We start from the raw sequence: 15,759 nt of genomic DNA on the forward strand, positions 1-15,759 counted from the left end.
AACAACGGATACGCAATGAGGTTGATCGACCCTCTGATGGCCCTGCCATGGGCGTGCGGACAGGGTTCGGCGGTCCCGGGTCCGGACCCAGGGTGCTGTTTATCGGGGTCGACTTGCGGTTGCTTCTGTAGTCGGACGGCCACCCAGTGCCCCTGTCATCTATCGTCCCAGGGAAACCCACACCGCCGAGCCTGCATCCCTTCGAGACGGACAGTCCACATACGGGGGTCGTTCATGCCGCGCGCACTGTGCTACGCCGATGCCGTCAAACTGCTTGGTGGCGACAGCCCGTTGGTGAGGGTGATCGACCGACTGACCGGCGGACTCCTCCTGATGGCGACCGGGGGCGGAAGCGAGTTGGCACTCAACCTCTTCGACGCGAAAGGTGAACTGGCCGCAGCCAGCGGGCAGTTGGTGGGGCGTCTGAGGGACAGGCTGCACGGGCTGAGCCGCATCGACCGCACCCAACGGCTGACGGCCGCGCACAAGGTCATCGTCCTGACTTCCTACTTCGAGGCACTGAGCACGGTCGAGCTTCCCTTCGGCCGAGATGCACTCCCTCGAGGCCGAGCCTCCCAAGTGGTGCTGGCCACCGGCGAGTCGGCGTCCTCGGACAGGCTGGGGGACCTCGCCACCATTCTCAGTGACACCAGCGTGCCCGGAGAATGCCTGCCGTTCGGCGGGGAGACGCCGTCCGACGAACTGCGGCGGTTCTACCGCTCCGTCAGCGCGCGGATCATCACCTATGTGCACGGGCTCGATGCGTGGAGTGCGGTCAGCCCCAGCAGGCAGGCCGGCTTCACTGGCTCTCTGGCCGACGAGATACCCGCGCTCGCTCTGCGCGGCTACGAGGAGCACCTGCGGCGCCTGGCAGGTGAGTTCCCCGAGGTGGCGTTCTGGACACACCGGCAGGGTCTTGGCTCGGTCCATGAACAGCTCCGACAACTGCACACCGGACTGGAGGGGTTGGGCCAGGTCCTCGGCGAGATCGCGTCCGGTGCTCTTCCGGACGACCGGCGCGATGCTCTGGCTCGCCGCTACCGCAACACCCTGGAGCGGCCGATCGTTGCGACCGGAGAGGTGCCCGCGGGCCTGAGTATCCCGTCTCTGGCCGTCGCCTACATCAACCACCGCTACCGCGCGGCTCCCGCCACGGTCGCCGCCCGGCTGGACCGGGAGTCCTGGTGGCAGGAGTTCCCCGTGCAGGAGGACGTGCAGGAGTTCCTGGCCGGTTATCTGACCTCGGCCCGTGCCACCGAGGGCCCGTTGGTCGTACTCGGTCAGCCCGGATCGGGAAAGTCCGTGCTGACCATGGCGCTGGCGGCTCGTCTGCCCGCCCGCGACTTCCTGACGATCAGGGTCTCCCTGAGGGAGGTGCCGGCGGACACCGATTTACAGTCCCAGATCGAATACGCGATCCGCGATGCCACCGGCGAGAACCTCTCCTGGCCGATGCTGGCCCGGTCGGCCGGCGACGCCCTCCCAGTGGTCTTGTTGGACGGCTTCGACGAACTTCTGCAGGCCACCGGAACCGGCCAGACCGACTACCTGGAACAGATCACACGCTTCCAGGAGCGGGAGGCCGACCAAGGACGGCCGGTCGCCGTGATCGTCACCAGTCGTACCGCCGTCGCCGACCGGGCCCGGATCCCGCAGTCGGGAGCCGTAGCCCTGAGGCTGGAGGCGTTCTCCGAGAACCAGGTGGAACGCTGGCTGACGGTCTGGAACGACCACAACTCCACTTACCTTACGGAACACGGGCTGAGCACGCTTCCGGCGAGCGTGGTGCTGCAGCAGCCGGACCTCGCGGCCCAGCCGCTGCTGCTGATGATGCTGGCCCTCTACGATCTTGCGGGCAACGCACTCCAGCGCTACGGCGAGGGCCTCGATGAGGCCGACCTCTATGAGCGGATCCTCACCAGTTTCGCCGAGCGCGAGGTCCGCAAGACCAGGCCCGAGCTGCATGCGGGCCCCCTGCAGACCGCGGTCGAGGAGGAGTTGCTGCTTTTGTCGGTCGCCGCGTTCGCGATGTTCAACCGGGGTCGGCAGTGGGCGGCGGAGGACGAGCTGTCCGCCGACCTCGTCGCCATGCTCGGCGACACCGTCGTACCCCGCGGCGCGACGGGATTCCATGCCGCCGCCACCCCTGCGCAGACGCTGGTCGGCCGCTTCTTCTTCATCCACGAGGCACAGGCCCTGCGTAACGACGTCCGGCTCACCTCGTGCGAGTTCCTGCACGCCACCTTCGGCGAGTACCTGGTGGCCCGCCTGACCGTCCGCGAACTCGACGACCTTGCCCTGGTCGCCTCGGCGCGCAGGCGGCACACCGGCGACGACGGGTTCCTCCGCGCGCTACTGTCCTTCTCTCCCCTGACTATCCGGGGGAAGATCATTGACTTCCTCACCTCGTTGATGCAGCGGCTCCCGGCGGAGCGGCGTGCCCTTGCCCGAGAGGTCCTGCTCACCGCGTTCCGCAGCGCCCTCGCACCCTGGAAGGACGTTGGCCACGAGGGCTATGGCCCGGAACAGGTCAGCATGCCCGCACGGCACGCGGCGTACTCGGCGAACCTCGTCGTCCTCATCCTCATGGCAGGCCATCCCGAACCGGTCACCGGCCGGGACCTGTTCCCTCAGACTCCGTCAGTCAAGTACGACTGGCGTCGTCATGCGATGCTCTGGCGCTCTCAGTTCACCACCGAGGGGTGGACCAGCCTTGCCCCCCGGCTGCGGCTGGAACGCACCTGGACGTGCGGAGAGCGGGACATCTCCCTCAGCATCGCCCACTGGACGCCTCCCGACCCAGAGGGTTTCTGGGTCTCCAACATTCCCCCGGAGAACGAGGAGGGGTGGGTGGGATGGAGCCACGTACTGGTGGAAGACCTCCGCCGGGAAAGCTATTTCACCTGTGATCTGGCCGAGGACATCGCATGGCACGCGCTGCTGCCGATCATCGAGGCCCTGGACGTGACGACGTCGGTGAGTCGCGAAGGCACCGACGCCACCACGGCCTTCGGTGTTCTGTCCGGCGGACGAGCTGTCTCGGCTGCGCAGGCGATTCTCGCGCTGTGGGTGGTTTCCAGCGGTCCCACGACCACGGAAGAACTCCAGCAGTCCTATGAGACCTGTCTCAGAGTCATCGGCTACAGCCGCCCCCAGAGCGACCGGAACCTACACGTTCTACTTGCCCGTGTTCTACGACAGTTGGCCGCCGACCGGGACAGGCTCTCCCCCGAATTCCGGGACAAGCTGCTGCAGGACGTCTTCCGCCCCTCTCTCCTCGCCGATGTAAATCTGGACCAGCATCCAACCGTCCGGCAGTGGGCTGCCCAGGCTTTCGGAGACGTCGGCTTCACGGACCCCGCTCACCCCGGCACCTGATCCCCTGTACGGGTCGTCCCACGGACCCGAGGGTGGTGACAAGGCCAACCTGGGCAAGGACGCCCGGCCTACCGCATGACGACGCCAGCCTCTCCACCGTCCTGCGCCTCCGCAGCCGTGTCGCTCAGAGTAATCCCCGCAGGCACACACCGAACGACACGGACGCTGCCACAAGACTGCGGGGTGTGCTGCTGCTCGCTCAGGGGGAGGAGCGAGTACCCGAGCACTGGCCGTGCGCCCCCTTTGAGCGGGCGGAGGGTCGTCCGCGCAGATGCTTGGGAGCGTGTCACGAGAGTGGTCCCGACGGGGCCGGAGGCACTTCTCCGGTGGTGCGCGGAGATAGGACCGGGGCTCGGCCGGTGGTCAGCTCCTCAGCAGCCACGCACACAGGGTGTCCGCTGACTACTTCCTGTGGTCCTTCACGCCTGTCCTGATGCTCGAGGTCGTGCCGTCCGTGGACGGTTCCAACCGCTACAGACGGGAGCCCGGTTCGGTGGGGTGCGCCTCGGCGACCATGACCGCCAGGACATAGGCGAGGGCAATGTGCCGCAGTCTCGTGTAATGGGCAGCCAGGAGGGATGCCACCCGCGCGCAATCGTTGCCCTACTTCACTCGCAGGTGATCGGTACGCCGGGCTATGGCGCGTTGATGCCGGGTGTCTGTCGACGAAGTCCGCCACTAACGGGGACTTGCTGCGCAAGAAGCTGCTGCATGTCCAGAAACGGCCGTAGCTGAGGCCTGTCGCGTTGCCTGATTTGTGGCGGTCATGGATTCTGGAAAGCTTGCCACGGTGGCAGGCGTTTGGGGGATGTGATGACCCGCCCGGCGGTACGCGATGGCAGTGATCCCAAGGCCATCCGCGATACTCGTGTGTTGGTCGACTGTCTGCAGGAGCTGGTGCGAGGTGCCTACCGGCCCGTCAGGAACTGTGCCAAGTACTCAGAGGTGGTGTGGTTCGCGGAGGTGCCCGAAGGGCTCGTCCGCCGTTCCCGGGATGCCGACTCCCGGATCATGCTGGTCAAGCACCGTCCGCCTCTTGATCCACCACGTTTGCCTGCCATCCTGGACGGCCGCGTGTCGGTCGAGGCCGCAGCCACCGCTGCTGCCGAGCCTCCCGAGCTGATTGACGACCCGCTGATCGATGGTGGACAGGTCGAAGTCCCCGCCGACCAGGGTGAGATCCCACTGGCGTTGGACATCGGCACGTCGGAGGTCCGCAAGGCCTACGAAGCCTGGGCCGGACGATGGAAGACGTGGGCGCAGGACGAACAAGAGGCCGAACCGCAGCGCCGTCTGCATCAGCAGCTGTACCGGATAGCCAAGAAGATCCAGCAGGACGGTGACACGTTCGAAGTCGTCCTGGCAGTAGGGCTCTTGCAGATGGGGGCTGAGCGCGCTTCGGCTCGGGTGCGCAGGCACCTTGTGACTGCGCCCGTTATTCTCACAGTTGATCCGAATTCGGTCAATATAACGGTGTCCCTGGTGCCGGGGCAGTCGGGCCGTCTGGAAGACACTGAGTTCCTCAGCGAGTCCGACGGCTACACCTCGGAGTTGCTGGGGGTCGTGCGTGCTGATGTCGATGACGTCGCCTATGACCCACTGTCGGACCGGGCGACAGAAGCCCTGCGCTCGTGGTCACAGCGGGCCTTCGGAGTCGAACGAACGCTTCCGTTCGATGCGGGCAGAGAGCATCCCGACCTCACCGCAGACCCGCGGGCGCGTTCGCTGCATCGCGCGCCGGCGCTCATCTTGCGCGAACACGGTCAGCGCTCGGTGCTCGGCTTCTTCGAGGGCATCGCCCGAGTGTTGAAACGTCCAGGAACGCAAGCCCCCTTGGGGCTGGCGCAGCTGCTGTACGACCTCGAACCGGAGCAGCGCATGGCCTGGCGGAGCAGAAGTGGCTCCGTTCCTCCGGCACTGGGCCCGGAACCGTTGTTCCCGATGGTCACCAATGCGGCCCAGCTGGATGTTCTGGACAGGCTGCAGCGCGACACCAGTGTCGTGGTCCAGGGACCGCCGGGGACAGGAAAGACCCACACGATCAGCAACCTGATCGCAGCGCTCCTCGCGGACGGGAAGCGAGTTCTGGTCACGAGCGAAAAGGGCCAGGCCCTGAAGGTGCTGCGCGACCAGCTGCCCGCGAAGCTGCGCAGCATGTGTGTCATCCAGCGCGATCATTGGCAGGGCGGCAGCTCTGATCTGCGCCAGTCCCTCGGGGCTTTGGCCCACCTGAGTGCGACCACGAATCCCGAGAGGCTTCAGCGGCGTATCGAGGACCAGCAGGCTCAGCGACACCAGCTCATGGCGGAACGGGCCAGGTTGCGGGAGGGCTTGCGGGCGGTGCGAGAAGTCGAGTGGTACGAGCACTCCGAGATCGCGCCGGGATACCGCGGCCGTCTCGACGAGATTGTGCAGGCAGTTGATCGCGGCGCAGCCGAATACGAGTGGCTGTCGCCGCTGCCTGCGCAGTCGGAGCACCTGCCGCCTCTGAGCACGGACGAGGCGCAGCGACTGTGGCTCCTGGTCACCCTGCACGGCCCGGGAATCCTCGACGCGCACATCCAGTACTGCCCCGATCCCGCCACGCTGCCGAACCCCGCGGACGTCGCCGGCCGGATCAAGGATCTGGAAGCCGCCGAGCAAGCTCTTGGCCCGGAGCCCGTCATGCCACTGGCCTGGACGCTGGCCGGCCACGGCGACGCGGAGCTCACGGTCCTGGAAACGCTGCTCGATCAAGCCCAGCAGGCCCTGCAGAGTGTGGGACTGTCCGCGGATCCTGTGTCGTGGCAGGAAGAGTCCTGGTCCACCCGTGCACTTCAGGACGGCATCGCACGCCGATGGCAGCAAATGTGGGACAGCATCCGAAACGCCTCACAGCGCGCCCAGCAGACACAGGAGGAGATAGCGGCCGCCTCCTTCCCCGAGGTGGAGATACCGAAGCTTTCCGAAAGCGAGGAGAAAGAGCTCCTGATCAGCGGCCGCAAGGTGGAGCAGTACGTCCTGCAGGGCGGGCAGTTGAACAAACGCTGGCCACGGCCAGCCGTTCTTAAGCAAGCCCGTGTCCTGCTGGAGCAGTGCCGTGTCGAAGGCATGGCGCCCGCCGGCCGGGAGCAGATCGCCGCCGTGGTGCGCCATCTGGAGATGCGCGCCCACGCCCGTGTCCTGCGCGACCGATGGGCAGGTGTCGGATCGACCGTAGGGCAGGACACGGCCGAGTTGCTGGTCTCCGAACTCCTGGACAGAGCAGCAGACTTGCAGGCCATCGATACGTGTGTCGAGGTCATCCGCCAAGTCCACGCAACCTTGCTGTCCCGCGGCATCCCGGCATCGGTCACCACTCCTGAACAATGGCAGGACATCCGCCACGCGGCGGCACAGGCACGGCAGTTGCTGCAGGTCCGGACAGCAGGCCGACAGCTCGACGACCTCCTCACTGCTCTTCCGCAGCCACAACCACATGCCGTTGAGGAACTCCAGCACGCGGCTGATGCGGCAGCCGCACGCGACGCACAGGCCTACGCACGCGCGGTGGAAGCACTGGAAGTGGCCTACCAGCGAGAAGCGGACCGGCGCGAGACCGGCAAACTCTTCCAGCGGCTCAGCGAAGCCCACCCGGAGCTGGCACAGGCATTCGCTGCCGATCCCCTTGCCGGGGACTGGCGTGCCCGGTTCACCGCCTTGCCTCAGGCCTGGGCATGGCGCCAAGCACAGGACTTCCTCGACACGCATTTGCTTCCCGGACGTGAAGAGCAGTTGGACGGGGAACTGGCACAGGTCGAAGCCCGACTCAACGACCTGGTCGAACAACTCGTCTGCGACCGTGCGGCTCTCCACTGCGTAAGCCGGATGACCACGAAGCACAAGCAAGCCCTGGCCGCCTACGCCAGCGCCATCGCCAACGCCGGTCAAGGAACGACCGAATACGGCAAACGCCATCAGCGCCACGCGCGCTCAGCCATGCAGACAGCTCAGGGCGCGGTACCGGCGTGGATCATGCCGCTGAGGCAGGTAGCCGAAACGATCAGCCCGGAACCGGACACCTTTGACGTCGTGATCGTCGACGAAGCAAGCCAAGTCGGGCTGAACGGCCTGCTGCTGCTCTGGCTCGCCCCGCGGATCATCGTCGTCGGAGACGACCGCCAGTGCGCGCCCTCCTACACTGGCAGCAAGCACGACCGGATCACCCAGATCTTCGACGAACGCCTGGCCGCACTCGAACCCTGGCAACGCGAAGGCTTCGATCCCAAATCCAACCTGTACGAACTGCTGTCATCCCGCTTCACCGAAGTGATCCGCCTCACCGAGCACTTCCGCTGCATGCCCGAGATCATCAAGTGGTCTTCCCTGCAGTTCTACCCCGACAACCAGCTCATCCTGCTGCGCCAGCACGGCTCGGACCGGCTTCCCCCGCTGAAAGTGATCCACCTTCCCGAGGGGCACTGCGAAGGACGCAGGGACAAGTTGATCAACCGGCCAGAAGCGGAAGCTGTCGTCGACCAACTTCACCGCCTCACCCAGGATCCCGCCTACGCAGGTCGCAGCATGGGCGTGATCATCCTGCGTCAGGGCGCCCAGACGCGGCTCGTACAGGACCTTGTCGACCAGCGCATCGACATGCCCGCCCGCGAACGCCACAACATCCAGGTCGGCACCCCCGAGGAATTCCAGGGCGACCAACGCGACGTCATCCTGCTGTCGATGGTCGTCGACGGCCGCAACGTCATCGCCGCGACCGGCCGCCACCACGAACGACGCTTCAATGTCGCCGCCAGCCGAGCCCGGGACCAGATGTGGCTCTTCCACTCCATGACCGCCGACCAGCTCAGCAGCAAGGACCTGCGCCACTCCCTGCTCACCTACATGCAAAGCCCGCCCCCGCCCTACACCCACGCCTACCAGCCCACCAACGTCAGCCCGGATCAGCACTGCAAGCCGTTCGGTTCACTCTTCGAACAGCGCGTTTTCCTGCGCATCAAGGAACGCGGATACGACGTGGTGCCGCAATGGGAAGTCAACGGTAAATACATCGACCTCGTCGTCACCGGAGACCACGGGCGTCTCGCCATCGAATGCGACGGAAGCCCCTACCACTCCGACAGGCGGCAGATCCACGACGACGCCGAGCGGGAACGGGAACTGCGCCGCGCCGGCTGGACCTTCTGGCGCGTACGCAGCAGTGCCTTTGCTCTCTCACCGGAAGAGGCCCTGGCCCCCCTGTGGAAACGCCTGACCGACCTGGGCATCCACCCGCGCACCGCGTCGGCGACATCAACGGATGACACCGGATCTCACGCGTCATGGACACCGGTCGGGCTGGCAGAAGCCGAACCCGATGACGAAGACACGGACCCCTACGACGGCGAGCTGGACGACGACAGCGAGGCAGCCTGACATGGAGAACTTGGACGACAGCACACTCGACGAACTCGCCGCCATGATCTGCGGCGATGAGCCCGGCATGAAACGACGGCGTGGATGGGAGCTGGCGCTCTTCCTTCGCCGGGCCGGCTGGGAAGACGTTCCCGATCACGACGGAAGCCCACGGCAGCCCTGGATCCTGGACCTCCTGCGCGAACGGAAAGAGGACGACTCCGGCGACATCGAACGCGTCGTCCTGCGACTGGCCGACCGCCGGGAGTACCAGCAACAGCCCAGCGAATACGACAGCGTCATCGAACGCCTTCAGGAAGTCCTGGCCCTGGAAGGCCGCCGCATCGACTACCGAAACGGTCAACCCGTCCTTGTCGCGCACGACCCCGACGAACAACCGCGCCTACAGCGGGTGGAACTCAAAGTGGCCATCACCGACATTGTCGCCGACCCGGACCTGGCCCGCGCAGTGCAACTGCGCCTCGATGAGGCACACATCTGCCAAGAACACGGCGCCTACACGTCCGCGGTCATCATGCTCGGCAGCCTCCTGGAAGGCGTCCTTGTCCACGCAGCTGAAGCCAGGCCCGCAAGCGTGGCTCTTTCCAGGCCGCTACGCGCTACCGGGTTGCAGGATCTGGTCCAGCACGCCCACGCCAATGGATGGATCGACCAGGACGCGAAGATGGCCTCGGAATTGCTGCGGACTTACCGCAACCTGGTCCACCCTCTCGCGGAGAAACGAGCCAAACACAGTGCAGACTTCGACACGGCCGATCTCTGCTGGTCCACGGTCAACGCTGTTCTCAACGATCTGGCGGCGAGCAAACCCCAATAGACACGGGATGTTATGCCCCGGTTCTGATGGAGTCAGGCTGCTGAACAATTGACCGTCCAGCAGCCTTCGGAGGCCATGATGCCCCGTAACTATCCGCCCGAGTTCCGCCGTAAGGGTCTCGATCTCGCGGCATCCGGAAGGTAGGTCGCCGAGATCGCCCGGCTCCTTGGCGCCGGCGACCGGACGATCTATGTCTGGCATCGCGAGTACCTCATCGATACGGGACAGGTGCCCGGCACGAACAGCAGCGACCTGTCCGAACTTGCTGTGGCCCGGAAACGCCCGCCGAGCTGGAACCTGGTTGGCTATCCACGGCCATGCTGTCGAACTGCTGGGTGAGGTGATGGCCCCAAGAGCGGTTCGAAGCTATCCGCGTGATGGCCGGTGAGTATCTGATGGGGAGGGCTATGCCTACTGGTGCGCCGTATAGACGGTCGCGGTCATTGGCGCCGTGACAGGGCCGGTGCCAAGCTGGTCCGTCATCTGCTGCGTGACGGCGGCCCGGAGGGCCTGGGCGTCCTCGCGGTCCTGCACGGCGGCGCTCACCGGTGTGCCTGTGAGGAACCCGGTGGCGACGGACGCTGCGGATTCCGCGACGCCTTCCAGCGTGACCTCCTCGGCACTGGCCAGGGTCAGTCCGGCAGCCGTGAGGTCCGCGGTGACCACGGCCGGGACGGAGTAGCCGTGGGGCACGTCCTTCAGGAACGGTGGTGCCCCGTCGGGCATGGACTGTTCCAGGGCGGTCTGGAAGGCGGCCCCGAATCCGTGCGAGGCCAGCGGACCCCAGCTGTTGAACAAGAACCGCCCCTGCGGGGTCAGGACCCGGCGTACCTCGGTGTAGGCGGCGGGCCTGTCGGGGAAGAACATCACCCCGAACTGGCACACGACGAGGTCGAAGCTGCCGTCCTCGAAGGGCAGGTCCTGGGCGTTCGCCTGCCGCCAGTCCGCACGCGGTTCCCTTGCCGAGCCTGCGGTGACCATCGCTTCGTTGAGGTCGGTCGCCACCACCGAGGCCGTGGGCACCGCGGTGAGTAGGGCCGAGGTCAACGCCCCGGTTCCGGCGGCGAGCTCCAGGACCGTGCGGGGCCGTAGCGCTGCTGCCCTGGCGGACAGGTCGATGGCGAAGGGGTGGAAGAAGACCGGTACCAGGTGGCGTTCGTAGGCCTCTGGCATGGACCGAGTCCAGCGTCTGTTCGCATCGTCTGTGCTCACCTGGCAGACATTAGCCCCGTGGGAGAGCTCCGACGGCGGACGGCCGCAGGTACGGCGGCTTCGTAGCGCTGTTGCCGCCCAGCCACAGGGGCAGGGCAGGCAGGAGAATCCTGGAGCCAGGAGCGCAGACAGGGTGCTGCGGCATCGACCGCGCATGTCCCGAGTGTGGGTAAAGTGGAGTTGCCCCAACGGAGTTTGGCGGACACGAACAGGGACAACCCCGAGCGACAGGTGCGGCTCACCTTTCTCGCGGGCTCGTGAGGTGCGGCTCGCTCCTCTCGCGGGCTCGTGACCTCTTAGGGTGACAGCGGCCCGTTCGGCCCCTGGTCTCGTGCGCAGTGCGCGAGTCTCGTCCGGTGTGCGATCGACGTGAGTACCGTGCGCGAATGACCGCGGCCCAGCCCGGCACACCATGTGCCGGGCCGGGCCACCGTTCAGAAGTCCCAGCTCTGACTCCTCGCTCCGTTGCAGCCCCAGCTCACCAGGAGCTGGCCGTTGTCAGACCGGCCGCCCAGGATGTCGAGGCACTTCCGGTTCAGTTGGTTGATGATCTGGCTGCCGTTCCAGACCCACCTCTGGTTGATGCCCCCGTTGCAGTCCCAGAGGTCCACCGATCCCTGGTCGTTGGGATTGGAACCGTAGATCTCCAGGCACTTGCCGTTCATGTTCGAACGGATCTGGTCGCCGTCCCAGCGCCACTGCTGGTTGGTGTTTCCGGTGCACTCCCACGTCACAGTGGAGGCGCCGTTCTCGTTGTGGAACATGAAGACGTCGGCACACCTCCCGTCCAGGTTGGACCTGATCAGCGGTGCTGCGGCGTAGGCCGGCGGGGCCGACACGGCACCGCCGACCGCGAGCCCGATCGCCGCGAGGAGCGGCACCAGTCGTTTCGTGGCCTTCATGTTGTCCCTCCGCATGGTCGGTGCGCGGTTGCGCTGAACCATGGCTATCCGCCGCCGGTTGTCCGGCGCCGGGCCGTCCACGCCGGACATCAACAGCCGGACAACCAGGGCGCTCCGGGGCCACGGAAGTGCTCGGGAAAGGAACGGCATGCCACGCGCCGAACGCCCGCTTGACCTGGACGACGGTCCGTTGACGCGCTTCGCGGCCGACCTGCGGAAGCTGCGCGAGAAGGCGGGCGGGCCGCCGTACCGGACCCTGGCCAAAAGGGCGCACTATTCGTCCACGACGCTGTCGGACGCGGCGGGCGGCCGCGCGTTTCCGAGTCTGGGGGTCACGCTCGCGTACGTCGACGCGTGCCAGGGTGACCGCCGCGCGTGGGAGTCCCGTTGGCACGCGGTCGCCGTCGAGATCGCCGCGAGCGCGCAGGGCGACCGGCCCGAAGACATCGGAGGGCAGCGCGCGCCGTACGCCGGGCTGTCGGCGTTTCAACCGGAGGACGCCGACCGGTTCTTCGGGCGCGAGCGGCTGACCGACGAGGTGCTCGCGAGAGTGCGTGACCGCCGGTTCCTGGCGGTCTTCGGGCCGTCCGGATCGGGGAAGTCCTCGCTGTTGCGGGCCGGGCTCGTCGCTCGTGTACGGGAGTTGGGGTGGCCGGCGATGCTCCTCACGCCGGGGGCACACCCCGTGGAGGAGTGCGCCGTCCGGCTGGCCGCGCTGACGGGAGAGGCGCCCGGCCCGCTGGTGACCGAACTGCGCGACGATCCCGAGGCGTTGCACCTGCGGATCCGGCAGACCACGGTCGACCGCGCACCGGACATCGAGACACTGATCGTGGCCGACCAGTTCGAGGAGGTCTTCACGCTCTGCCGGGACCGGGACGAACGGGACGCGTTCATCGCCCTGTTGATCGCGGCCGCCACCGCGCCGACCAGCCGGACCCGGGTGGTGCTCGGCGTACGCGCCGACTTCTACGGCCATTGCGTCCAGGACCCCCGGCTGGTCGAGGCGATGCGCGACGCGCAACTCGCCGTCGGCCCGATGAGCAGCCAGGAGCTGCGCGAGGCCATCACGCGGCCTGCCAGGCTCGCCGATTGCACGGTGACCGGCCCGCTGCTGGCGGCCGTGGTCGCCGACGCGACCGGTCAGCCGGGTGCGTTGCCCCTGGTCTCGCACGCGATGGTGGAGACCTGGCGGCGGCGCAGCGGCAACCGCCTCACGCTGGACGGGTACTTGGCGGCCGGCGGAATCCAGCACGCGCTCGCGCAGACCGCCGAGGCCGCCTACCGGGCGTTGTCGCCGGCGCAGCAGGGCCTCGCGAGATCGCTGTTCCTCCGGCTGACGGCGCTGGGCGACGGTACCGAGGACACCCGGCGCCGTATCACCGCGGACGAGCTGGACCGGTGCCCCGACACCGCCTTCGTGCTCGAATCCCTCGCCCGGCAACGGCTGGTGACGCTGGACGAGAGCTGCGTCGAGATCACCCACGAGGCGATCATCCGCTGCTGGCCGAGGCTGCGCGGCTGGCTGACCGAGGACCGGGAACGGCTCCTTCTGCACCGGCAGCTCACCGACGCGACGGCCGGCTGGGAGGTGCAGGGCCGCGACCCGCACGTGCTGTGGCGGGGCGCCCGCCTCGCCGCGGCAGTGGACCTCGCCGCCGCGGACGGCGGCCGACTGACGTCCAGGGAACGGGACTTCGTCGACGCGAGCCGGGACGCGCAGGCCGGTGAGGCGGCGGCGGCCAGACGGCGGACGGTCCGCCTGCGCCAACTGGTCACGCTGCTCACGGTGTTGATGGTCACCGCCGTCTCCGCGGGGGTGCTGGCCGTCGGCTCGCGCAACTCGGCCGTCCAGCAGCGCAACGTGGCCATCGCGCGGAAGGCCGCCACGGACGCGGCCGAGGTAGCGCGGCACAACCCCGCGCTCGGCGCGCAGTTGAACCTGGCCGCGTACCGGCTGGCGGCCACGGCCGACGTCCGCGATCAGCTCATGAGCACTTTCGCGACGCCGTACACGAGCCGGCTCACCGGCCACTCCGCCGAGGTGGTCTCGATCTCCTTCGCGTCGCAGAACACCGTTCTGGCCAGCGCGAGTTGGGACCGCACGGTCCGCCTGTGGGACGTCGGGAACGCCCACCGTCCCGTCCAGCTGGCGGTTCTGAAGCAGTCGTCGCGAATGTGGTCGGTCGCGTTCGGGCAGGGCGGCCGAGTCCTGGCGACGGCGAGCGAACGAGCGGTGCGGCTGTGGGACGTGGTGGACCGGCGGGCGCCCGTCGCACTGAGCACCCTGCCGGATCAGCCGGCCGCGCCGACGTGGGTGGCGTTCCGGCCCGACGGCGACGTCGTCGCCACCGGCCACACCGACGGCACGACACGGCTGTGGAACGTGACGGATCCCCGGCATCCGCGGCTGTTGGCCACCCTCACCGGCCACACCGGCCCGGTCACCTCGGCGGCATTCGGTCCGGACGGTCGCACGCTGGCGACCACGGGCGACACCACGGCCAGGCTGTGGGACGTCACAACTCCCGCGCATCCGCGCCGCCTTGACGTGCTGCGCGGCCACACCGACACGGTGACCTCGGTGGCGTTCAGCCCGGACGGCCGGACCGTGGCCACCGGAAGCTGGGATCACACGGCACGGGTCTGGCGCGTCGGCAGCGGCCCGCGGACGCGACCGCCGGTCGTCCTGCTCGGCCATCCCGCCATCGTCTGGTCGGTGGCGTTCAGTCCCGACGGCCGGACACTCGTCTCGATCGGCGGATCCACCCTGTTCTGGGACATCACCGACCAGGCACACCCGAAGCGCGTGAGCATGATTCCCGGCGGTGCCTACCAGGCCGCGTTCAGCCCGGACGGCCGCGTGCTCGCCGACTCCGACCGGCTGCTGGACCTGCGGGACCTGTCGCTCGGGACCCACGACGACGTGGTCACGTCCCTCGCGTTCGCCCCGGGCGGCCACGTGCTCGCCAGCGCCAGTTGGGACGGCACCGCACGGCTGTGGCAGGTCAACGGTGGCCGGGCCCTGTGGCCGCTGGCGGTTCTGCGCGGGCACACCAGGTTCGTCCGGTCGGTGGCCTTCAGCCCGGACGGCCGCACCCTCGTCACCGCGAGCGAGGACACCACCGCCCGGGTCTGGGACGTGACCGAACCACGAAGACCGCGGCTCTTGTCGATAGTGCCCTGCCACGCCGGTGAAGTCGCCGGGGCGGCCTTCGGCCCCGGCGGCCACCTGCTCGCCGTGTGGGCACAACACGGCGCCGGGCTCTGGGACTTGACCGACCCACGCCGTCCTCGGCCACTGAGCCGGATCGCCCAGGGCGGGCCGGACGTCACGATGGCGTCGCTCCGGCCCGACGGCCGCACACTGGTGACGAGCACGGGAGAGGTCGGCTCGCTACGGTTCTGGGACATCCGCGAGCCGCGCAGCCCCCGGGAGCTTCCGTCTCCGTTCCGGTCCGAGCAGCTGACCGACGGCATGTTCAGCCCCGACAACCGGAGCCTGGCCGCGGTCCATCTGCCGGACAGGACCGTGTGGTTGATGGATGTCGGCGACCTCCGCCACCCGTCGAAGGTGACGCGGCTGTGGACGTCCACCCCCTGGCTCTACGCACTGGCCTTCTCCCCGGACGGCCGTCGGCTGGTGGCCGGCGCCGCGGACGGCAAGGTCCTCCTGTGGGACGTGGGCCGTACGGCAGCCCCCGCCGTTCTCACCGGCCACTCGGGCCCGGTACCGGCCGTGGCGTTCGGCCCGCACGGCGACACCCTCGCCACCGGCGGCAACGACTTCACGATCCGGCTGTGGGACACCGGCCTGGACCGGGTCGCCGCCCGCGTCTGCGACAGCGCGTACCCGCGGATCACCAGAGCCGAATGGGCGAGGTACTTCACGGCGACGGACTTCCAACCACCCTGTCCCGCCAGATGACTTCACCCGAAGGTCCATACCAGATGTGTCAAGTCATGGAGGAAGAAGGCGAGTCGAGGCCGGTCATTCGGTCGGCTCCTGAACAGAATGGCCCAGCAACGCACGGCATCACCCCGAACTACCGCGAGTTC

General features: G+C 67.8%; 6 protein-coding genes. 4 read left to right on the plus strand and 2 right to left on the minus strand.

The features are described 5' to 3' along the window. Positions 1 to 234: 234 nt before the first annotated feature. From OO70_RS13080 to OO70_RS13090, 3 genes are all read left to right on the plus strand, one after another. Positions 235 to 3,378, plus strand: coding sequence for an NACHT domain-containing protein (locus OO70_RS13080; protein ID WP_051741144.1), 3,144 nt, complete (start codon positions 235 to 237; stop codon positions 3,376 to 3,378). Between the two features lie 813 nt (positions 3,379 to 4,191). Next, the gene (locus OO70_RS13085; protein ID WP_051741146.1) at positions 4,192 to 8,769 is read left to right on the plus strand and encodes an AAA domain-containing protein; all 4,578 of its coding nucleotides are present in this window, start codon (positions 4,192 to 4,194) and stop codon (positions 8,767 to 8,769) included. Between the two features lies 1 nt (position 8,770). After that, positions 8,771 to 9,586 carry a hypothetical protein gene (locus tag OO70_RS13090; protein WP_043668777.1) on the plus strand — a complete coding sequence of 272 codons (816 nt, stop codon included), beginning with the start codon at positions 8,771 to 8,773 and terminating at the stop codon, positions 9,584 to 9,586. Between the two features lie 411 nt (positions 9,587 to 9,997). On the opposite strand, the gene OO70_RS13095 is transcribed toward OO70_RS13090, so the two are convergent. Both OO70_RS13095 and OO70_RS13100 read right to left on the minus strand, forming a co-directional pair. After that, positions 9,998 to 10,759 (minus strand): class I SAM-dependent methyltransferase, encoded by a 762-nt coding sequence (locus tag OO70_RS13095; protein ID WP_043668780.1) that lies wholly within the window; start codon positions 10,757 to 10,759, stop codon positions 9,998 to 10,000. Positions 10,760 to 11,232: 473 nt separating this feature from the next. Further along, positions 11,233 to 11,700 (minus strand): RICIN domain-containing protein, encoded by a 468-nt coding sequence (locus OO70_RS13100; protein WP_158711460.1) that lies wholly within the window; start codon positions 11,698 to 11,700, stop codon positions 11,233 to 11,235. Between the two features lie 148 nt (positions 11,701 to 11,848). On the opposite strand from OO70_RS13100, the gene OO70_RS13105 reads away from it, so the two are divergent. Beyond that, positions 11,849 to 15,628: a WD40 repeat domain-containing protein gene (locus tag OO70_RS13105; RefSeq protein WP_043668783.1), complete on the plus strand. Its 3,780-nt coding sequence runs from the start codon at positions 11,849 to 11,851 to the stop codon at positions 15,626 to 15,628. Positions 15,629 to 15,759 lie beyond the last annotated feature (131 nt).

It is taken from the genome of Streptomyces xylophagus (assembly GCF_000716435.1).
GTDB classification, from domain to species: domain Bacteria; phylum Actinomycetota; class Actinomycetes; order Streptomycetales; family Streptomycetaceae; genus Streptomyces; species Streptomyces xylophagus.